This is a genomic window from Natrialba hulunbeirensis JCM 10989 (assembly GCF_000337575.1).
GTDB classification, from domain to species: domain Archaea; phylum Halobacteriota; class Halobacteria; order Halobacteriales; family Natrialbaceae; genus Natrialba; species Natrialba hulunbeirensis.
Genome location: NZ_AOIM01000025.1, coordinates 1 through 15,149 on the forward strand (window position 1 = coordinate 1; position 15,149 = coordinate 15,149).

The window sequence follows — 15,149 nt, forward strand, 5'->3', positions numbered from 1 at the left end:
GCTACGATGACTCGAACATCGAGTTCGTCGAGGTCGAAACCGGCGAGACGACGACCGCGAACCTCACGCTCGGCACCTACTTCGAGGTCGACGACCTCGCAGCACCTGACACCGCCGAGAAGGGCGAGGAAATCACCGTCAATGCGACAGTCACCAACACCGGCGAGCAGGAAGACACTCGCATGGTGTTCTACTTCCCGCCAGGCACTGACTTCGGCACCGACGTCATCGACTACCAGCCCGACCTGTCCGAGACGGTCACACTCGAGGGCAGCGAGTCGACGACGGTCGAGTTCACCTACGAGATCGGAGCCGACGACGAACCTGGCGAGTACGAACACGGTATCTCGGCCGACGAGGTCGAATCGACGGTTATCACCATCGAGGGCGACGAAGACGACGGCGAACCCGTCTTCGACGTGGCAGACCTCGATGCACCGGCAGACGCTGAACCGAACGAGACCGTGTCGGTCACCACCACGCTCGAAAACACCGGCGACGACGCCGGCACGCAGACGGTCACCTACGCGTTCGACGACGAGACCGTCGCCAACGAGACCGTCTCGCTCGACGAAACCGAGTCGACGGTACTCGAGTTCACCACCGAACTTCCGGCGGATGACGGCACGTACGAGCATGCAGTCTCGTCCGAGAACGACTCCGCGACGGCACAGACGACCGTCGAGGAGGCTGGCGAGCCGGAACCCGCGTACTTCGAAGTGACCGAGCACGAGGCACCGGAGTCCGTTGACGCGGGCGAAGAGCTGACGGTCAACGCGACGATTACGAACACCGGCGACGAAACGGACCAGCAGGATGTCTTCCTGTTCTGGGACTCCGCGATGAGCGACCTCGAGGATGCGGAGTCTGTGGCTGACCTCCGCGAGGCGGGCATCGACTCGATGGAATCGATCGAACTCGAGGGTGGCGAATCCGAGACGGTGGCGCTCACCCACGAGGTAGATGCAGAGACGGAGCCGGGTACCTACCAGTACACGGTGTCGACGCTGCAGGAGATGGCCGACGGTGAAGTGACTGTTGAGAGCGCTGCAGAGGCCGCCTTCCCGGCAGATCCGGGCGGTTTCGATGGCGCACCACCGGGAGCAGCGCTCGGTGCGAACCCGTTTGAAAGCGGTATCGCGAACGGAATCGGGCTACTCGGTTAGGCCGAGTGCCCACCGTTCGGGTGTCGTCATCTCTATCGTTCGTTTTTTTGTTGTAGTCGACGATCGTCTCGGGTACTGTCTGCTCGGATACCGTGGCGTGAGTTACTGCGCCACCTGGGAAACGATGGCTCTGGCTGTGTCTTCGTCGCCCATCTGTGCCTTCCGAGGGATCGACGGACCAGCGCAGCCGCGATAAATAAGAGCCCCACGATATAGAGGTGATACGCCTTCGGTGTTGACACGTGTTCAGAGACGTATGAGCACGGGAATTCGAGCAACGCTCAAGATTGAGGAGCCAGCCGACTGCCCGGCTGCTCAACTGTCTGCACAGAAGGGTGTCACCAGCCACTCGATTTCGAAGAGCGTCGATCCGACGACCGGAGAGACGGTAACCGAAGAACTTGTTACCGACGGACGCCCCGAAGACGACTGGCCAGCCGCTGTAGATCTTGAATCAGCGTCCGACAATTTCCGTGTTCTCTTCTCGGACGGCTCTCGAACGGTGTATCGGTTCAGTCGTGAACTCGGCTGTGGCTGTCCCTGCGAGTGTATCGAGCAGTTCAACGCGCCGATCGCTGACGTACAGACGACGGATGGCGCGCTCGTTCTCGTCTTTCACGTATCGAGTACCGACGAACTGCAAGACATCGTTACCGAACTTCAGGAACGGTTCTCCGACGTACAGGTGCAACGACTGATCCAGGCCCGAGCCGATCGCTCCAAGCAGGATCTCGTGTTCGTCGACCGAGCCGCGCTCACCGCTCGCCAGCGAGAGGTACTCGAGACGGCAAACGAAATGGGGTACTTCGAGTACCCGAAGCGAGCGAACGCGACGGAGGTTGCCGATGCACTCGAGATTACCCCCTCAACGTTCACCGAACATCTTGCTGCGGCTCAGCGGACGCTGCTCGATTCGGTTCTCGATGAGTAGCAGCTACTCGAGTTCAGTCGCCGAGGCCGCAGACCGTCTCGGCGAGCCTCGTCACGTCGACAGTTTCTGGTTCGGTGATCTGTTCGATGATTCGGGGTGCTGTTCCGTCGGGAACGGTTTCGCCGACGACGAGTTTTGGGCAGCGAGCCTGTCGAAAACCTTCGACGAGGACGAGGTCGTATCCTCGTTCCTGTAACCGCTGGAGTGTGGCTCGGAGTGGGTCGAGTTCGGTAGCTGCTTCGTCGGTCTGCTTCCCACGATTCGTAATTTCGAACGTCGTCGACGGCGTGATGCCGACGACTGTCTCTGCGCCCGCGCTCGCGTGCCGGTGTGTATCTGTTCCCGGCGTGTCGACCTCGATATCGTGGTGAATCGACTTGACGGTCCCGACGCGGCCGTACGTCGAACACTCGGGGAGTAAGCGCTCGACGAGCGTCGTTTTGCCCGAGTTGCTGTGGCCGACGAGTCCGAGTACCTTCATAACACTCCTCGGGCGGCGTCTGCCGTATGTGTACGGATTTCGCTGTTTCGACCACCGGCCCCCATCCTGCTCATCCGTCGTCGAGCCCCCACGAGATGTGCGCCCAGAGACGCTCGTACCCATAGTAGGTCCCCGTTTTCAGGAGATTCGCGGCGATGCCGATGTTGACGGCGTCGGAGCCACTCCCGGTGACGAGAAAGGCGACCGTGATGGTCACCAGCACCATCAGAAGCCGGTACGTGAGCGTCTTGACGAGCGTTCGCGAGTGCGCCTGCAGTGCACCGTGTGAGATGATCGATGGCGTGAGCGATTGCATTGGACGGGAACTGGACAGATGTGTTGCTGGTCACCGGGTCTCGGGTCGATACTGTTCTGTTTCGCCACGGTCTGACAGAGACCGCACGGACGGACCGGCGTTTCAGTACGGTCCGTCTCGGTTCCCCATCGGCAACTGGGGTTCTGGCTCTGGCTCTGCCTCTCGCTCTGTTGCTGGTGCCGACGACGGTCCCGAACCCGAGCCACAGGTCCCACACCGGAAGTCGACGTCTCCCTCGCTGTTGGTGAGGCCCTCGAGTGGCGACGGCTCTGCCGGGGTCTCCGCGAAGACGTCCGGTTCGACAGCGAACTGGTCTGCATCGCGCTCGACGAGTCGGCAGGCGAGCACAGCCAGTGCGTCGTAGAACGCGGTGTCAGTCTCCTCGCCGGTCTCGTCTTTTTCGTCAGTCCCGTCTACGTCCTCGATCGCCTCCCGATACCGCGGGAGCCACCGCCCGAGGTGATCCTCGATGAACGATCCCTGCGCATCGGTCACGATTTCGAGCCCCGTCTCGTCGTCCTTCTTCGCGAGCGCTGCCGTCTGGAGTGCCAACTGCGAGACGAACTCGAGTTCGATGCAGAGATGGTCGACGCGTTCGCGTCGGTCGTCGGCGAGCGAGAGCCCGAACGCATCGTAGAAGCCAGCGATGTCGGACAAGGTATCCGTGCTTGTGACGAGCGTTCCCGGACTGAACTCGATCTCGTACTGCGGAATGTCGCCGCCGGTCTCGAAGCCAAACAGCGAGGTCCACGTGCTGTAGTGCTCGTCGACGGCTGCCTGCGTGGTTGGACTCTCATTGACGACGGCGCTTGCGGCGTCGTAGAGCGCTGTGTCAGTCCCGTCATCGTCTCCCTCACTGTCCCCATCGAGCGCCGCGGCCGACTCGAGTAGCTGCTCGTCGAACGTCCCCGAGACGAGTGCCGACTCGAGTGCCTCGCCTGGGCGGTCGAACGCCAGGGAGAGGAGCTTGTAGAGGCGGGCGCGATGGACGGACTCGTGTGCGGTTTTGGAGTTGCCGTCGGTCCCGCTGGAGAGGTCGGATGGGTCGTGTGCTGGTGGTGTCGTCATGGTTCTCGATCACGTGATGTCGAGTCGGTAGGCGTTGGTGTCCTCGTCGAAGCGCTCGCGTTCGTACTGTGGTTCTTCCATCGGAACGCGGGCGACCGTTTCGCCGTCCTCGTCGTAGCCGATCGCTTCCTCGTCAGTTACTTCGAACTCCTCGACGCGCCACTCGGTAGAGCCCATCAGGTGGAGCAGGCCGCGGAGTTTGCGGTACTCCTCGTCGCCGCGGCGGGCGGCCTGGTAGGTTTCCTTTGCGTCCGCAACCCGTGGGCCGAACATCTGGATCAGGTAGTCGTCGGGAACGTTGATCGGCGGGATGTAGTAGACGTTTGGCTCCAAGCCGAGCTGTGGGTATAGTGGCAGGGCGACCTCGGCGTCGTGGACGAGGTAGTCGATCGGGTTCGAGGAGTCGGCCTCGTCCGGTGGGTTGATCCAGCCGTGCTGGCGAATCTTTCCGAGGCAGTTTTCGAAACACTGGGGGACGAGCCCTTCCTCGACTTTGGGGTAACAGCCGACACACTTCTGGGAGACGTTTTCCTCGGGATTGTAGACGGATTTTCCGTACGGGCAGGCCCGGACACACTCCTGGAACGCCTCACAGCTATCCTCGTCGATCAGGACGATCCCGTCTTCCTGGCGCTTGTAGACCGCCTGGACGGGACAGCCACCGGCACAGCCTGCGAACGAGCAGTGATTGCAGACGCGGGGGAGGTAGAAGAACCACATCGGATGGGTCTCCTCGTCCTCCGAGATGTGCGTGTCGGACTCGAAGGCCTCACCGGCCGGCTCGTCCTCCCCGAGGTTGGGGTGTGCCCAGTCTTCGCTGTCTGGGATGTAGCCCTCGATGTCCTGTCCGTGGAGGTTCTGCGGGTCGTCGTCCGGCGCCATCTCGTCCCAGTCGACGTCGTTCGCCTCGAAGATGGTGTCTCCCTCGTACACGTACTCGCCGTCCTCTTCGCGCCACTCCTGCACGCCGAGGCGGTCGAGAATCTCCTTGTCCCATTCGATGGGGTGAGAGCCGTAGGGCTTCGTCTCGACGTTGTTCCAGAACATGTGCTCCTGTCCCTCGCCGTGGGTCCAGGTCGTCTTACACGATAGCGTACATGTCTGGCATGCGATACACTTGTTGATGTCGAACACTGCCCCCCACTGTTTCTCGGGCCGCGCCTCCGCGTAGGGGTAGTCCATCTCGCGTCCGATCTGCCAATTGTAGACTTCTGCCATTGTGATCACCAGATTTTGTTGTTGTATTGCCGTCGTCAGTCGTCCGAGGTCTGCACGAAGCCGCCGCTCAGGTACTCTTCCATCGTCTCGTCCTCGTTCGTCGGTCGAATGCCACGATCGACGGGCTCCCACTCGCCGTCGGGTTCACCGTCTTCGTTCACGCCGCCGTCTTCTGCCTTCTCGATCCGCACGAACGCCTCCTTGGGTGCGCCGTTTGCTGCGTGGACGTCCGGCTCGAAGCCGACGTCCAGATTCTGTCCACTGAGGTCCTTTCGCGGCATCGAGTCCGTCAGCCACGTCCGGCGGAGCCACGTCGTCGTTGTCGACTGATGACCGCCGCTGCGGTACAGCGACACGTAGTTGGTGTCTTCGGCTTTGGCCATGCCGTCCTCGCGCTCCTCCTGGGCCTCGTAGGTCTTGTGCGAGGTCTGGTTGACGTTCATCCAGCTGCGGGTCACGCCCTGTGGCAGGCTCGGCTGGTACCGAATCCGCATCATCGCACGGGCGTACTCGTCGTCTTCGTCGTCCGCGTCCCAGCCTTCGTACGGCCGGTCTGACGGGTCGGCGTCGACCCAGACATAGTCGCCATCGGACAGCCCCTCTTCGCGGGCGTCCTCTGGATTCATCTCGATGTAGCCCTCCCCGAAGAACGGCATCCGCTCGTCCTCGCGGTGCATGTCACCGTAGTTCCCCCACCAGACCGCGATGTTCGGCAAGGCGTTCGCGAAGGTGTGGGTCCCGTGGCGATACTTCGGCGTCATGTAGACGTAGTCGTAGCCCTCGTCGAGGTCGGTCAACGGATGCGCGCTGTTGACCAGTTCGTCCGGCGAGTGGACCACGTTCCGAACCTGTCGGTCGTTCGTGTCCGCGACCTTCTCCTCGCTGTCCCAGCCGCGGTCTGCTGGCGTCTCCGGTGTAATCACCGGACTGTCGCTGTCGTCGACGATGACGTTCGGCTCGTACGGCGTCGCATCCATCGGCTCACGGTGCAGCGGGATGTTTTCCCCGGCTGCTGCGAACTCCTCTTCTTCACGGAAGAACTCGAGTCGACCCGTCTTCGTGTACCACGGATCGTCGTCCTGCATCTGCTCGGTGCCGACCTGCTTGGGGTACGTCCGGGTCATGATGATCGCCGGCGTCCCCTGTTCGGCGTCCTCGAGTAGGTCCTCGATATCGTAGCCGGTGACGGTGTTCGAGTGGTCGATGATCCGCTGCAGGTACGGCTTTGCCTGATACTCGTCTTCGTCGATGAACTCCCAGTAGTCGTCGAAGCGGTCGTCGCCGGTGATCTCTGCGAGGGCTGTCGCGACGCCCTGGTAGTGCTGGGCGTCGTTTCTGGTGTTGTAGATCCGGTCGATTTCCGTCTCGGGCATCGTCGTGATGAAGGGGTTCGTCACCGAGGCGGTGATGTCGTTGACGTGGTGTTCGGCCCACGAGTCGACCGGGAAGACGATGTCCGAGTACTCACAAGTCATCGTCCACCACCACTCGTTGGTGAAGAACGCCTCGATCTTCCCGTTACGGAGCATCTGCTCGATGATCTTGTACGCACCCTTCGCGTTCCCGAGGATCGAGTTCGATCCCGAGACCCAGAGCGACTTCGTCGGAGTGTGCATGTGCGAGTCGCCCTGGAAGTACTCGCCGTCGACCTCGAGCGGCTTGTCGAGATTCGTGTAGAAGTGCGCCGACTGCTCGTCGTAGTGTTTTGCAACCGTCGCCGGCTCGTCGGGATCCAGTTCGATGTCGAACGGATCCTCGTTGGCGTACTGGCTGAGGCCGTTGAAGTACGCCGACCGGTAGTTTCCGGAGTAGCTGCCGACGTTCCCGCTCTTGTGGCCGACGTTCCGGGTCAGCGACGCGAGCAGGAAGACCGCGCGGTCCTTCTGATCCGCGTTGGTGTAGTGGTTTGGCCCCATTCCGGTCAGGACCAGGGTATTCTCCTGGTTGTCGGCGAAGTCGTGGGCGAGATTCTCGACTGCCTGCGGGTCCGTTCCGACCACGTCGGCCGCCGACTCGAGATCGTACGTCTCGATGAGGTGCTCGCTGATCAGGTCGAAGACGGGACGGACTGCGACGGTCTCACCGTCCGCGAGTTCGACCTCGAAGGTTCCCTCGAGTGCGGCGGGCGTCTGGAAGTCCTCGCCGATGTCATCCCGTGTGACCGGCTCGAACTCGTCGGTGTCCTCGTTGCGGACGACGAAGTCGCCCCACTCGCCGCGCAGGTCGTCGGTGATGATCTGCTCGTCGATGGTGACGTCCGCCGCCGGCCGCGCCGATTCGTCCGCGACCGTCTGGGTCTTCTCGAGTTCGGCGAGTTCGTAGTCGTCGAAGACGTCGCTCGCGCGCAGCATCTCGTTGGTGTCCATCCGCACGAGCAGCGGCAGGTCGGTGTACTGGCGGACGAATTCCTCGTCGTACAGCTCTTCCTCGATGAGGACGCGTGCGGCACCGAGGAACAGCGCGGAGTCGGTTGCGGGGCGGACGGTAATCAGTTCGTCACACTTCGAGGCCGTCGCGTTGTAGTCGGTGAAGATACCCGTGACCTTCGTCCCCTTGAGACGGGCTTCGGTCAGCCAGTGGCAGTCGGCCATCTTCGTCGTCAGGTAGTTGATCCCCGCGAGTACGACGTGGTCTGCGTACTCGACGCTCGCCAGATCGAAGTCGACGGTCTGCTGGCCGGTGACCATCGTGTGGCCCGGCGGCAGGTCAGTGTGGAACGAGTAGTTGTCCAACCCGACCGCGCCGAGGGCGTCGTCTTCGCCGACATCGCGGACGTAGTTGTCGAGCAACGCCATCGAGTTCGCGTTCCGGTACTGGCCCCAGAGCTTGATGACGCCGAGCAGCGGCATGCCGCCGCGGAACTTCATCGACCGGACACCGGCACCCTGCGTCTGCTCGACGACGCGTTCGTCGTAGTCCTGGTCCAGCAGGGCCTGCATGCCCGACTCACCGCTGTAGTAGTCGGCGAGTTCGACGAACGTCCGCGCCGCCAGCTCGTAGGCCTCCTCGTGCTCAACCGTGATGAACTCGTCTTCCCCGCGGTTCGCGTACTCCGCTGGCATCGAGCCGTCGGGATCCCGCGGGAAGCCGTCCTCGACCCACTCCATGAACCCCTCGCGGACCATCGGGTCTTTTACCCGTCGCTCGCTGTAGAACCGCTCGATCATCGCGAGCCCCTTGTTACAGACGCGGGGATCCCAGCGCTGAGTGGCCTGATTCCCGTCCAGATCAGTCGCCTCACCGTAGTTCATGCTCGGGCCGAGACGCGTGATCTGGCCGTTTTTGACCGAGGCTTCGAGATAACAGTTGTGTGTGTCGTTCGGCGTACACGTGAGCATGTAGGAGTCGTCCGGCTCCCACACGTCGCGGTAGTGTGCTTCCCACTCCTGATTCGGATACTCCTCGAGTGGGTTCATCGTCTCGTCGGCCGCTTCGGCCTCACCGCCGCGGGTCAGGCGGCGGTAACCGAGCAGGCCGAGCCCGGACGCACCGGCGACGCCAGCGGCTGCAGCGCCGAGTTCACGCCGAGTGAGTGAGAGATCGGAGTCGGCGTCAGCGTCGGCGTCGGCCTCAGCGTCAGCGCCAGCATCACTCATCGTCCCACCTCACCTCCCGTAACGACGCATTGGGCCCCAGCGTGCGATACGACCGCAGTTCGTGTCGGACAGCTTGATTCCTGCCCGAGTATCGGTCGTCCGTGTTCCATACGGGTTGAACGTGGTCCGTTACCCGCTTAATCCGAGGTCTCTGTTCTCACCGCTCGGGGATATCGAGCACAAATCCCGTGATACTGCGGGTGTTTAAATGAGGGTGCGAGACGCCTGCGATGCAGGCGTCGACGGCGAAAGAAGATCGATTGCGTCCCGGCTCGTCTCTACGCCGGGGACTCCGAGACTGCAGTCGAATCGTGATCGAACTGGAGTTCGACGAGCCAGCCGTCGCGCTCGAGGTCTACCACGTTCGCACGCGTGAGTGTCGGCGTTGCGCTGCCGAGGGAGTCCTCGAGGGTGGTGATCAACTCGTCGGGGTCGTGGCGCAGGAGAACACCGAACTCGTCGCGGAGAGCGAGTTCAGTGAGTGTCTGCTGTGCGGCGGTTTCAGCCGGTAGCCCGCGTAGATCGACGGCGTCGTCTGGTACCTGTGGTCCGTCGTCACCGGCGGCGAACGCGGCGACGGCGTCCGCGAGTTTCGCGATAGCCGCCTCACCGGGTGTCGATGGATTGGCGAACGAACTCGTTGTCGGGTCGCGAAGCGCCGGGTCGAACGGGATCGGATCGATCGTCTCGCTTGCATCCTCCTGGATCTCGTCGGGGAGGTCGTCGCCGGTTGCGTCGAACGGTCCTGCGACTTCGCTATCTCCATCGCTATCGCTACCGTTGTCGGTGTCCTCAGGCGCGACCATGTTCGGGACGACGCCGATCGTGTCCACGTCGTTCGCCGTGAACAGGGCACCCGTCCGCTCCGTTGCTCGTGCGCCCGCGTCAGTCGGCGTGCTGACGAGCAGTGCGCCGTCGAGTGGTGCCTGCTGGACGATTGTGTAGACGGCGTCGCCGATCCCCGGCGGCAGGTCGACGAGCAGCACGTCGCGGTCGCTCCAGGGTGCGTTTCCGAGCAGATCCTTGAGCACGTCGTGGACCATTGCGCCGCGCCAGGCGACCGGCCCGTCGTCGGCGATCAATTCCATGCTCACGACCTCGATGCCGTCTGCGACGACGGGTTCCGGCCGACCGGTCGGCGTCGTCTGTACCGGTCCCGCTGCACCGAGCAGATCCGGTACGTCGGGTGCGTAGACGTTCGCGTCGAACACCGCGACGTCGAGCCCGGATTCGTCGAGCGCCCGCGCGAGCGCGGCAGTGACGGTCGTCTTTCCGACGCCGCCTTTCGCGCTCCCGACGGCGATCAGCGAGCCAACGCCGGTAACCGGCAGCCCGCTCTCGGGGGCGTCCGCGTCTGCCGCCTCGACGCGGACGTGTTCGACGCCGGTCGTCGCGAGGCCGGCACCGCGAAGCTGTTCGGTGAGGCGTTCGCTCAGCGTTCGGTTCAGTCGCTCGAAGGCGACGGTGAACGTGACGACGCCGTCCTCGACGCAGACGTCCTCGAGTAGTTGCTCGCTGACCGGGTCGCCGTCTGCGATCGCGACCTCTCGCGTTCGGTCGATCACCGCGGTTTTGATCTCGTCGTCTGTCGCTGGCGTCTCGTAACCCATAGCGAGTGCTTCGAACCGCGTGTTCTTTTCATCTGAGGGCTGTTCTCGCGGTTTGGGAACGGTATAGCTGGAAGCACCTTCTAGTGTTGATACTACAATTCAGATAACGTAATTACTCGCGACAACTATCGGACAACACGAGGGACACACCAGTGAGTAACGATGTTGTCTATCCGTCTGTCGAACTCATTCTTGACCTTCACCAGCAAATCGTTGAAAAGGGAGACAACACAGAATCAGGTGTTCGATCAGAGGATGACATTGAGTCCGCCGTTCGGTACGTTTCTGACGGGTTCTTTGGCGAAGTACCGAGTACAATTCACGAAAAAGCTGTGCAGTTGATGCGATTTCTTGTTGCAAATTATCCTTTCGTCGATGGAACAAGCGAACTGCGCTTCGAACGGTTGTTGTCTTTTATATGATGAACGGATATACGTTCGAATACGGCGACGAGATACGCGCATTGTTACGTCGGTTCGCAATTGACGAAGCGGCGGTCGATACCGAAACAGCAGTCATCTACTTTCGAGCATGCGCTCGGCACAACTGATAAAGGGACACGATGCATACACGAAACACAGACATGGCGTCCAGTACCAATTCTTCGGCGTCGACTGACGACGAAGTTCGACGACTGTATGAACGATATCAGTCTGCCGAGAGCGACGAGGAACGCCACCGGATTGCACTCGAGATGGGAACGCTCGACGGTCGTCGCCACGCCGATATTTATGCCGCGCTTGAGGACGAGTGACTCTCTGCCACACGAATCTCGTGCGCACAGGCAACGACCTTTGTACCAATCCCGAACAGGTGTCCTCTGGAGTTTCTCGAATTGAGTTAGACGGTCACTTTTCCTATAGTAGCCACTGAAAGTCAGTGCACACCTGATCGCCAGACTGATCGGCGATCAGTGTGTAAACCGTTTCAGTTGTTACTATAGTACAGACTTTCCACTACATCTCGCTCACCACAGGAAGTATCCTCTGTCGGCGGTTCTACTCCGCCAGCTCAACGCCACCTGTCCCACCAGTGCGTTCCTCAGCCGTGAGATAACACTGCGGGTCGGGCGCGAAAAGGTCGTCCGTCGTCGCCAGCGCGCGCAACCGGGAGGCACCGCGACAGATCGACTGGTACTGGCAATCCGCACACCGTCCCGTTAGCCGGTCCGTCCGATTTCGGAGCGCCATCAGGAGCGGATTCGTCTCGTCCTCCCAGATCTCGCCGAACGGTCGGTCCCGAACGTTTCCGAGGCTGTACCCCTGCCAGAACTGGGTCAGATGTACGTTCCCCTCGTAATCGACGTCCGCGATCCGTTCGCCCGTCGGATCACCACCGTTTCGCGCGAGATACTCGTAGATTCGTCTCGCTCGCTCCTCGCCGAATCGTTCGCGTACGTACTCGACGAGAAACGCCGCATCAGCGTAGTTACCGACGAGTAACGTCTCGATTTCCTCGCCCTGATCGTGATACGACAGCGTCAGGTCACAGAGTCGCTCCACCGCGTTGCGTTTTGCCTGTGGCGTCAGGTCAACGTCGGCAATCTCCGCACCGCGACCACCGTAATCGAGGTGGTAGAAACAAAATCGGTCGACGCCAACGTCGGTGAGCAGGTCGACGACACCCTCGAGATCGGCGGCGTTTCGCTCCGTGATCGTGTACCTGAGGCCGGTCTTCAGCCCCACGTCCAGGCAGGCTTCGATGCCGCGAACCGCCGCGTCGAACGCGCCCTCCTGTCCGCGAAAGTCGTCGTTTCGCTCCGGCAGGCCATCCACTGAGATGCCAGCATACTGGAGTCCGGCGTCGCGAAGTTCGGCCGCCCGCTTGCGAGTGAGCAGTGTCCCGTTCGTCGAAAGCACGGGTCGGAGTCCGATCTCGGATGCGTACTGCACGAGTTCGGTCAGATCCTCTCGAACGAGTGGCTCACCTCCGGAGAAGAGCACGACCGGCACGTCGTACGCCGCCAACTGCTCGAGGAACGCCTTCCCCTCGCCCGTGGTAAACTCGCCCGGTGCCGGCTCGGTCTCGGCGGCCGCATAGCAGTGCGAACAGTACAGATTACACCGACGCGTGACGTTCCAGACGACGACCGGACGGCGCTGGGCACTCGTCGTAATCTGGGGGGCACTCGAGTCCCCGGCGTCGTCGTAGCGCAGGCCGTCGCCAGCGGCGGAACGATTACAGAGGAGCTTGCTGAGCGAGATCACGGGTCGGTCACCTGCGGTGTGCCCTCGGTTTCCTCGTAGACGCGGGGTTCAGCGGCGTCTGTGTCGTCCTCGTCTGGGTGGTCCGCCGACAGCGGCCGTGTCGAGCGCCGTGCGACGGCTGTCGCGGGACACACCCAGAGATCCTCGGCATACCAGCCAAAGAGACGCGCAGCGTGGTCGACGGCATCGTCGGCGTCGGTGGCTGCAACGCTGCCGACGTGTCGGAGCGGCTCGTCCTGGTCGTCACGAACGAACACTTCCCACTGCGGAACGGGTGTCTCCCGGCCCTCGCTGTCGACGGGTTTGCGGCGTGCTTTTTCGACCATTGGGTATCGTTTCCGAACGGTTTGGACGACTGGGATATATCGTTCACCACGAACACATTCGGGGGTGTTCCCGGTCGCTGAGAACAGCCTCGGATGCTTTGGCTGATCCGGGTTTTCGGGCCGACTGTTCGATGTCGCCTTCGCACGCTTCGCCGCCATCTCCGACGGATCGATCGCTCGACACTACACGTCGGCCGCTGGTTCTCATCTGGGAGCTCACGCAGGCCTGCGCGCTCGCCTGTGACCACTGCCGCGCCGATGCCCAGCCTGCGCGCCACCACGACGAACTGACGACCGCCGAGGGGAAAGCCCTACTCGAGTCCGCTCGTGAGTTCGGGGACGGCCAGCTTGTCGTTCTCTCCGGCGGTGACCCGCTGGTTCGTGACGACGTCGACGAACTGGTCGCCCACGGCACCGACCTCGGCCTCCGGATGACGATGACGCCGAGCGGGACGCAATCGCTCACCCGCCAGCGAATCGATACCCTGGCCGATGCGGGCCTCCGGCGTATGGCGGTCAGTCTCGACGGTGCCTCGGCCCAGACCCACGACTCGTTTCGCGGCGAATCCGGCAGCTTCGAGGCGACGATTCGTGCCATCGAGGACGCACGCGCAGCCGGCGTCCCCGTACAGGTCAACACGACCGTCTGCCAGGCTACCGCCGACGAACTGCCGGCTATCCGATCCCTGCTCCGCGATATCGGCGTTGTCATGTGGAGCGTGTTCTTTCTGGTTCCCGTCGGCCGCGGCCGGGTACTCGAGTCTCTCTCACCGACGCGGGCGGACGAAGTGATGTCGTGGCTCCAGGAGGTGAGTGAGTCGGAGCCGTTTGGTGTGAAGACGACTGAAGCGCCGCAGTACCGGCGGGTTTGTTTGCAATCTCGTGGGTCTCACGGGTCTCACGGGCCTCGCGAGTCTCGTGGTAGTGGCGTGGATACGGCGGCAGATCAGGACACGGATTCAGATTCGGATACGGATACGGATACGAAAGCGGACATAGAGGGTACTAACCCGGCAACAGGTCTCCAGCGCCGCGGCGGCATCGTCGCGGGTGACGGCTTTGCGTTCGTGAGCCACACTGGTGAGGTGTACCCCTCTGGGTTCCTACCGAAATCGGCGGGCTCAGTCCGCGATCGATCGCTTACGGAACTGTACCGGGACTCGGATCTGTTCACCTCGCTTCGTGATCGTGATCAACTCTCGGGCAAGTGTGGTTCGTGTCCCTACCGGGCTGTCTGCGGTGGTAGTCGCTCGCGCGCGTACGCTCATTCTGGTGATCCACTGGCGAGTGACCCGCTCTGTCCGTACGTGCCTGCAGACTACGACGGCGAGTTGCCGTGGGACGACCCCGACGCGATTCCGACGCCGTTATCGTAGCTTCCTGTTCGGTATCGGTTTCAGCAAAAAATGAGTGCCGGCTACGGCGACGGTCGCCAGATGACGGTTGCGATCTCGTTCGCCTGTTCGACAGTTTTGTAGACGTAGCCGCGGTCCTCGAGCTTCGGATAGAGGAACTGCGGTGCGCGGTCGTTTCGCTGGACCAGTACCGCCTCGTCGTCAAGCGACGCCAACTGTTCGAGCGTTCGCTGTAGTGGTCCGGGCGGCCCGAGTGATCGAACGTCGAGTTCCGCTCGTGGCCGATCCGTCGGTGCGTCAGTTTGTTCGAGGAGTGACTGTGTGGATGCCATCTGCAACGATCGAACTCGATTCCGTGGTGGGTCTGGGTCGACACGGTGGTCAGCTCGCCGTGCTGTCCCGTCTATCCCGCAGGTTGTGGGGTCTGTGGGTGCTAGTGTCCAGTCTGGTTAGTCGTCCGCCTCTGTCGTTGCCCGCTTGGGAAACTCCGCGACGAACTTCTCGTCGGCAGCGCGTTCGACAGCGTAGCTGTCGGCGTCGAACGCCGACACCTCCGCCTGAAACTCGTAGAACAGAGGTTTCGGCTCGTGATCGTTGATGATCGTCAGCGTCTCACCCGGCTCGAGTGCCTCGAACGCGTCGTGAATCTTCGGATGGCGATCGACCGGTGGGATCGAACGGACGTCCAGTGTCGTCATACACGGTACTCTCGGCCCGTCAGCCGTATGGCAGTTGAGGCGAATATGTTCGACTCCAACTCAGGCACCGGATCGCACTCATTCGACGACTCGATACCGCCAGTCGGCCCACGTCGTCGTAGCCGGCGGTAAGGGTGACAAACGGACGTAACGTCAAAACGAACGCAACGTCAACAG

13 protein-coding genes and 2 pseudogenes are annotated in these 15,149 nt (G+C 62.1%); 5 read left to right on the plus strand and 10 right to left on the minus strand.

The annotated features are described in order from the left end of the window. Positions 1-1,166: pseudogene (locus C483_RS08610) on the plus strand (S8 family serine peptidase); the annotation flags it as partial. Between the two features lie 256 nt (positions 1,167-1,422). Next, positions 1,423-2,097: a helix-turn-helix domain-containing protein gene (locus C483_RS08615; protein ID WP_006652967.1), complete on the plus strand. Its 675-nt coding sequence runs from the start codon at positions 1,423-1,425 to the stop codon at positions 2,095-2,097. Positions 2,098-2,110: 13 nt separating this feature from the next. Here the strand turns inward: C483_RS08615 and mobB are convergent, their stop codons facing one another. The 6 genes from mobB to C483_RS08645 form a co-directional block, all read right to left on the minus strand. Further along, the gene (mobB, locus tag C483_RS08620) at positions 2,111-2,578 is read right to left on the minus strand and encodes a molybdopterin-guanine dinucleotide biosynthesis protein B (RefSeq protein ID WP_006652968.1); all 468 of its coding nucleotides are present in this window, start codon (positions 2,576-2,578) and stop codon (positions 2,111-2,113) included. Positions 2,579-2,648: 70 nt separating this feature from the next. Beyond that, positions 2,649-2,894 carry a DUF2061 domain-containing protein gene (locus C483_RS08625; RefSeq protein ID WP_006652969.1) on the minus strand — a complete coding sequence of 82 codons (246 nt, stop codon included), beginning with the start codon at positions 2,892-2,894 and terminating at the stop codon, positions 2,649-2,651. A 102-nt stretch (positions 2,895-2,996) separates the two neighbouring features. Further along, positions 2,997-3,962 carry a TorD/DmsD family molecular chaperone gene (locus C483_RS08630; protein ID WP_006652970.1) on the minus strand — a complete coding sequence of 322 codons (966 nt, stop codon included), beginning with the start codon at positions 3,960-3,962 and terminating at the stop codon, positions 2,997-2,999. Between the two features lie 9 nt (positions 3,963-3,971). Then, positions 3,972-5,180, minus strand: coding sequence for a 4Fe-4S dicluster domain-containing protein (locus C483_RS08635; protein WP_006652971.1), 1,209 nt, complete (start codon positions 5,178-5,180; stop codon positions 3,972-3,974). 35 nt (positions 5,181-5,215) lie between these two features. Further along, positions 5,216-8,776 (minus strand): molybdopterin-dependent oxidoreductase, encoded by a 3,561-nt coding sequence (locus C483_RS08640; RefSeq protein WP_006652972.1) that lies wholly within the window; start codon positions 8,774-8,776, stop codon positions 5,216-5,218. Between the two features lie 278 nt (positions 8,777-9,054). After that, positions 9,055-10,386, minus strand: coding sequence for a P-loop NTPase (locus C483_RS08645; protein ID WP_006652973.1), 1,332 nt, complete (start codon positions 10,384-10,386; stop codon positions 9,055-9,057). Positions 10,387-10,538: 152 nt separating this feature from the next. On the opposite strand from C483_RS08645, the pseudogene C483_RS08650 reads away from it, so the two are divergent. Both C483_RS08650 and C483_RS20420 read left to right on the plus strand, forming a co-directional pair. Then, positions 10,539-10,936 (plus strand): annotated as a pseudogene (locus C483_RS08650) (type II toxin-antitoxin system death-on-curing family toxin). Between the two features lie 33 nt (positions 10,937-10,969). Then, positions 10,970-11,140: a hypothetical protein gene (locus C483_RS20420; protein WP_006652975.1), complete on the plus strand. Its 171-nt coding sequence runs from the start codon at positions 10,970-10,972 to the stop codon at positions 11,138-11,140. A gap of 244 nt (positions 11,141-11,384) precedes the next feature. On the opposite strand, the gene C483_RS08655 is transcribed toward C483_RS20420, so the two are convergent. Beyond that, positions 11,385-12,593 (minus strand): TIGR04347 family pseudo-SAM/SPASM protein, encoded by a 1,209-nt coding sequence (locus tag C483_RS08655; protein ID WP_006652976.1) that lies wholly within the window; start codon positions 12,591-12,593, stop codon positions 11,385-11,387. Beyond that, positions 12,590-12,919, minus strand: coding sequence for an Htur_1727 family rSAM-partnered candidate RiPP (locus C483_RS08660; RefSeq protein WP_006652977.1), 330 nt, complete (start codon positions 12,917-12,919; stop codon positions 12,590-12,592). Before C483_RS08660 ends, C483_RS08655 begins: the two co-directional genes overlap by 4 nt. Before the next feature lie 131 nt (positions 12,920-13,050). Here C483_RS08660 and C483_RS08665 point away from each other — a divergent pair, with 131 nt between their 5' ends. Then, positions 13,051-14,295 carry a TIGR04053 family radical SAM/SPASM domain-containing protein gene (locus C483_RS08665; protein ID WP_006652978.1) on the plus strand — a complete coding sequence of 415 codons (1,245 nt, stop codon included), beginning with the start codon at positions 13,051-13,053 and terminating at the stop codon, positions 14,293-14,295. Positions 14,296-14,336: 41 nt separating this feature from the next. Here the strand turns inward: C483_RS08665 and C483_RS08670 are convergent, their stop codons facing one another. Beyond that, the gene (locus C483_RS08670) at positions 14,337-14,606 is read right to left on the minus strand and encodes a DUF2249 domain-containing protein (protein ID WP_006652979.1); all 270 of its coding nucleotides are present in this window, start codon (positions 14,604-14,606) and stop codon (positions 14,337-14,339) included. 117 nt (positions 14,607-14,723) lie between these two features. After that, positions 14,724-14,972 carry a DUF2249 domain-containing protein gene (locus C483_RS08675; protein WP_006652980.1) on the minus strand — a complete coding sequence of 83 codons (249 nt, stop codon included), beginning with the start codon at positions 14,970-14,972 and terminating at the stop codon, positions 14,724-14,726. Positions 14,973-15,149 lie beyond the last annotated feature (177 nt).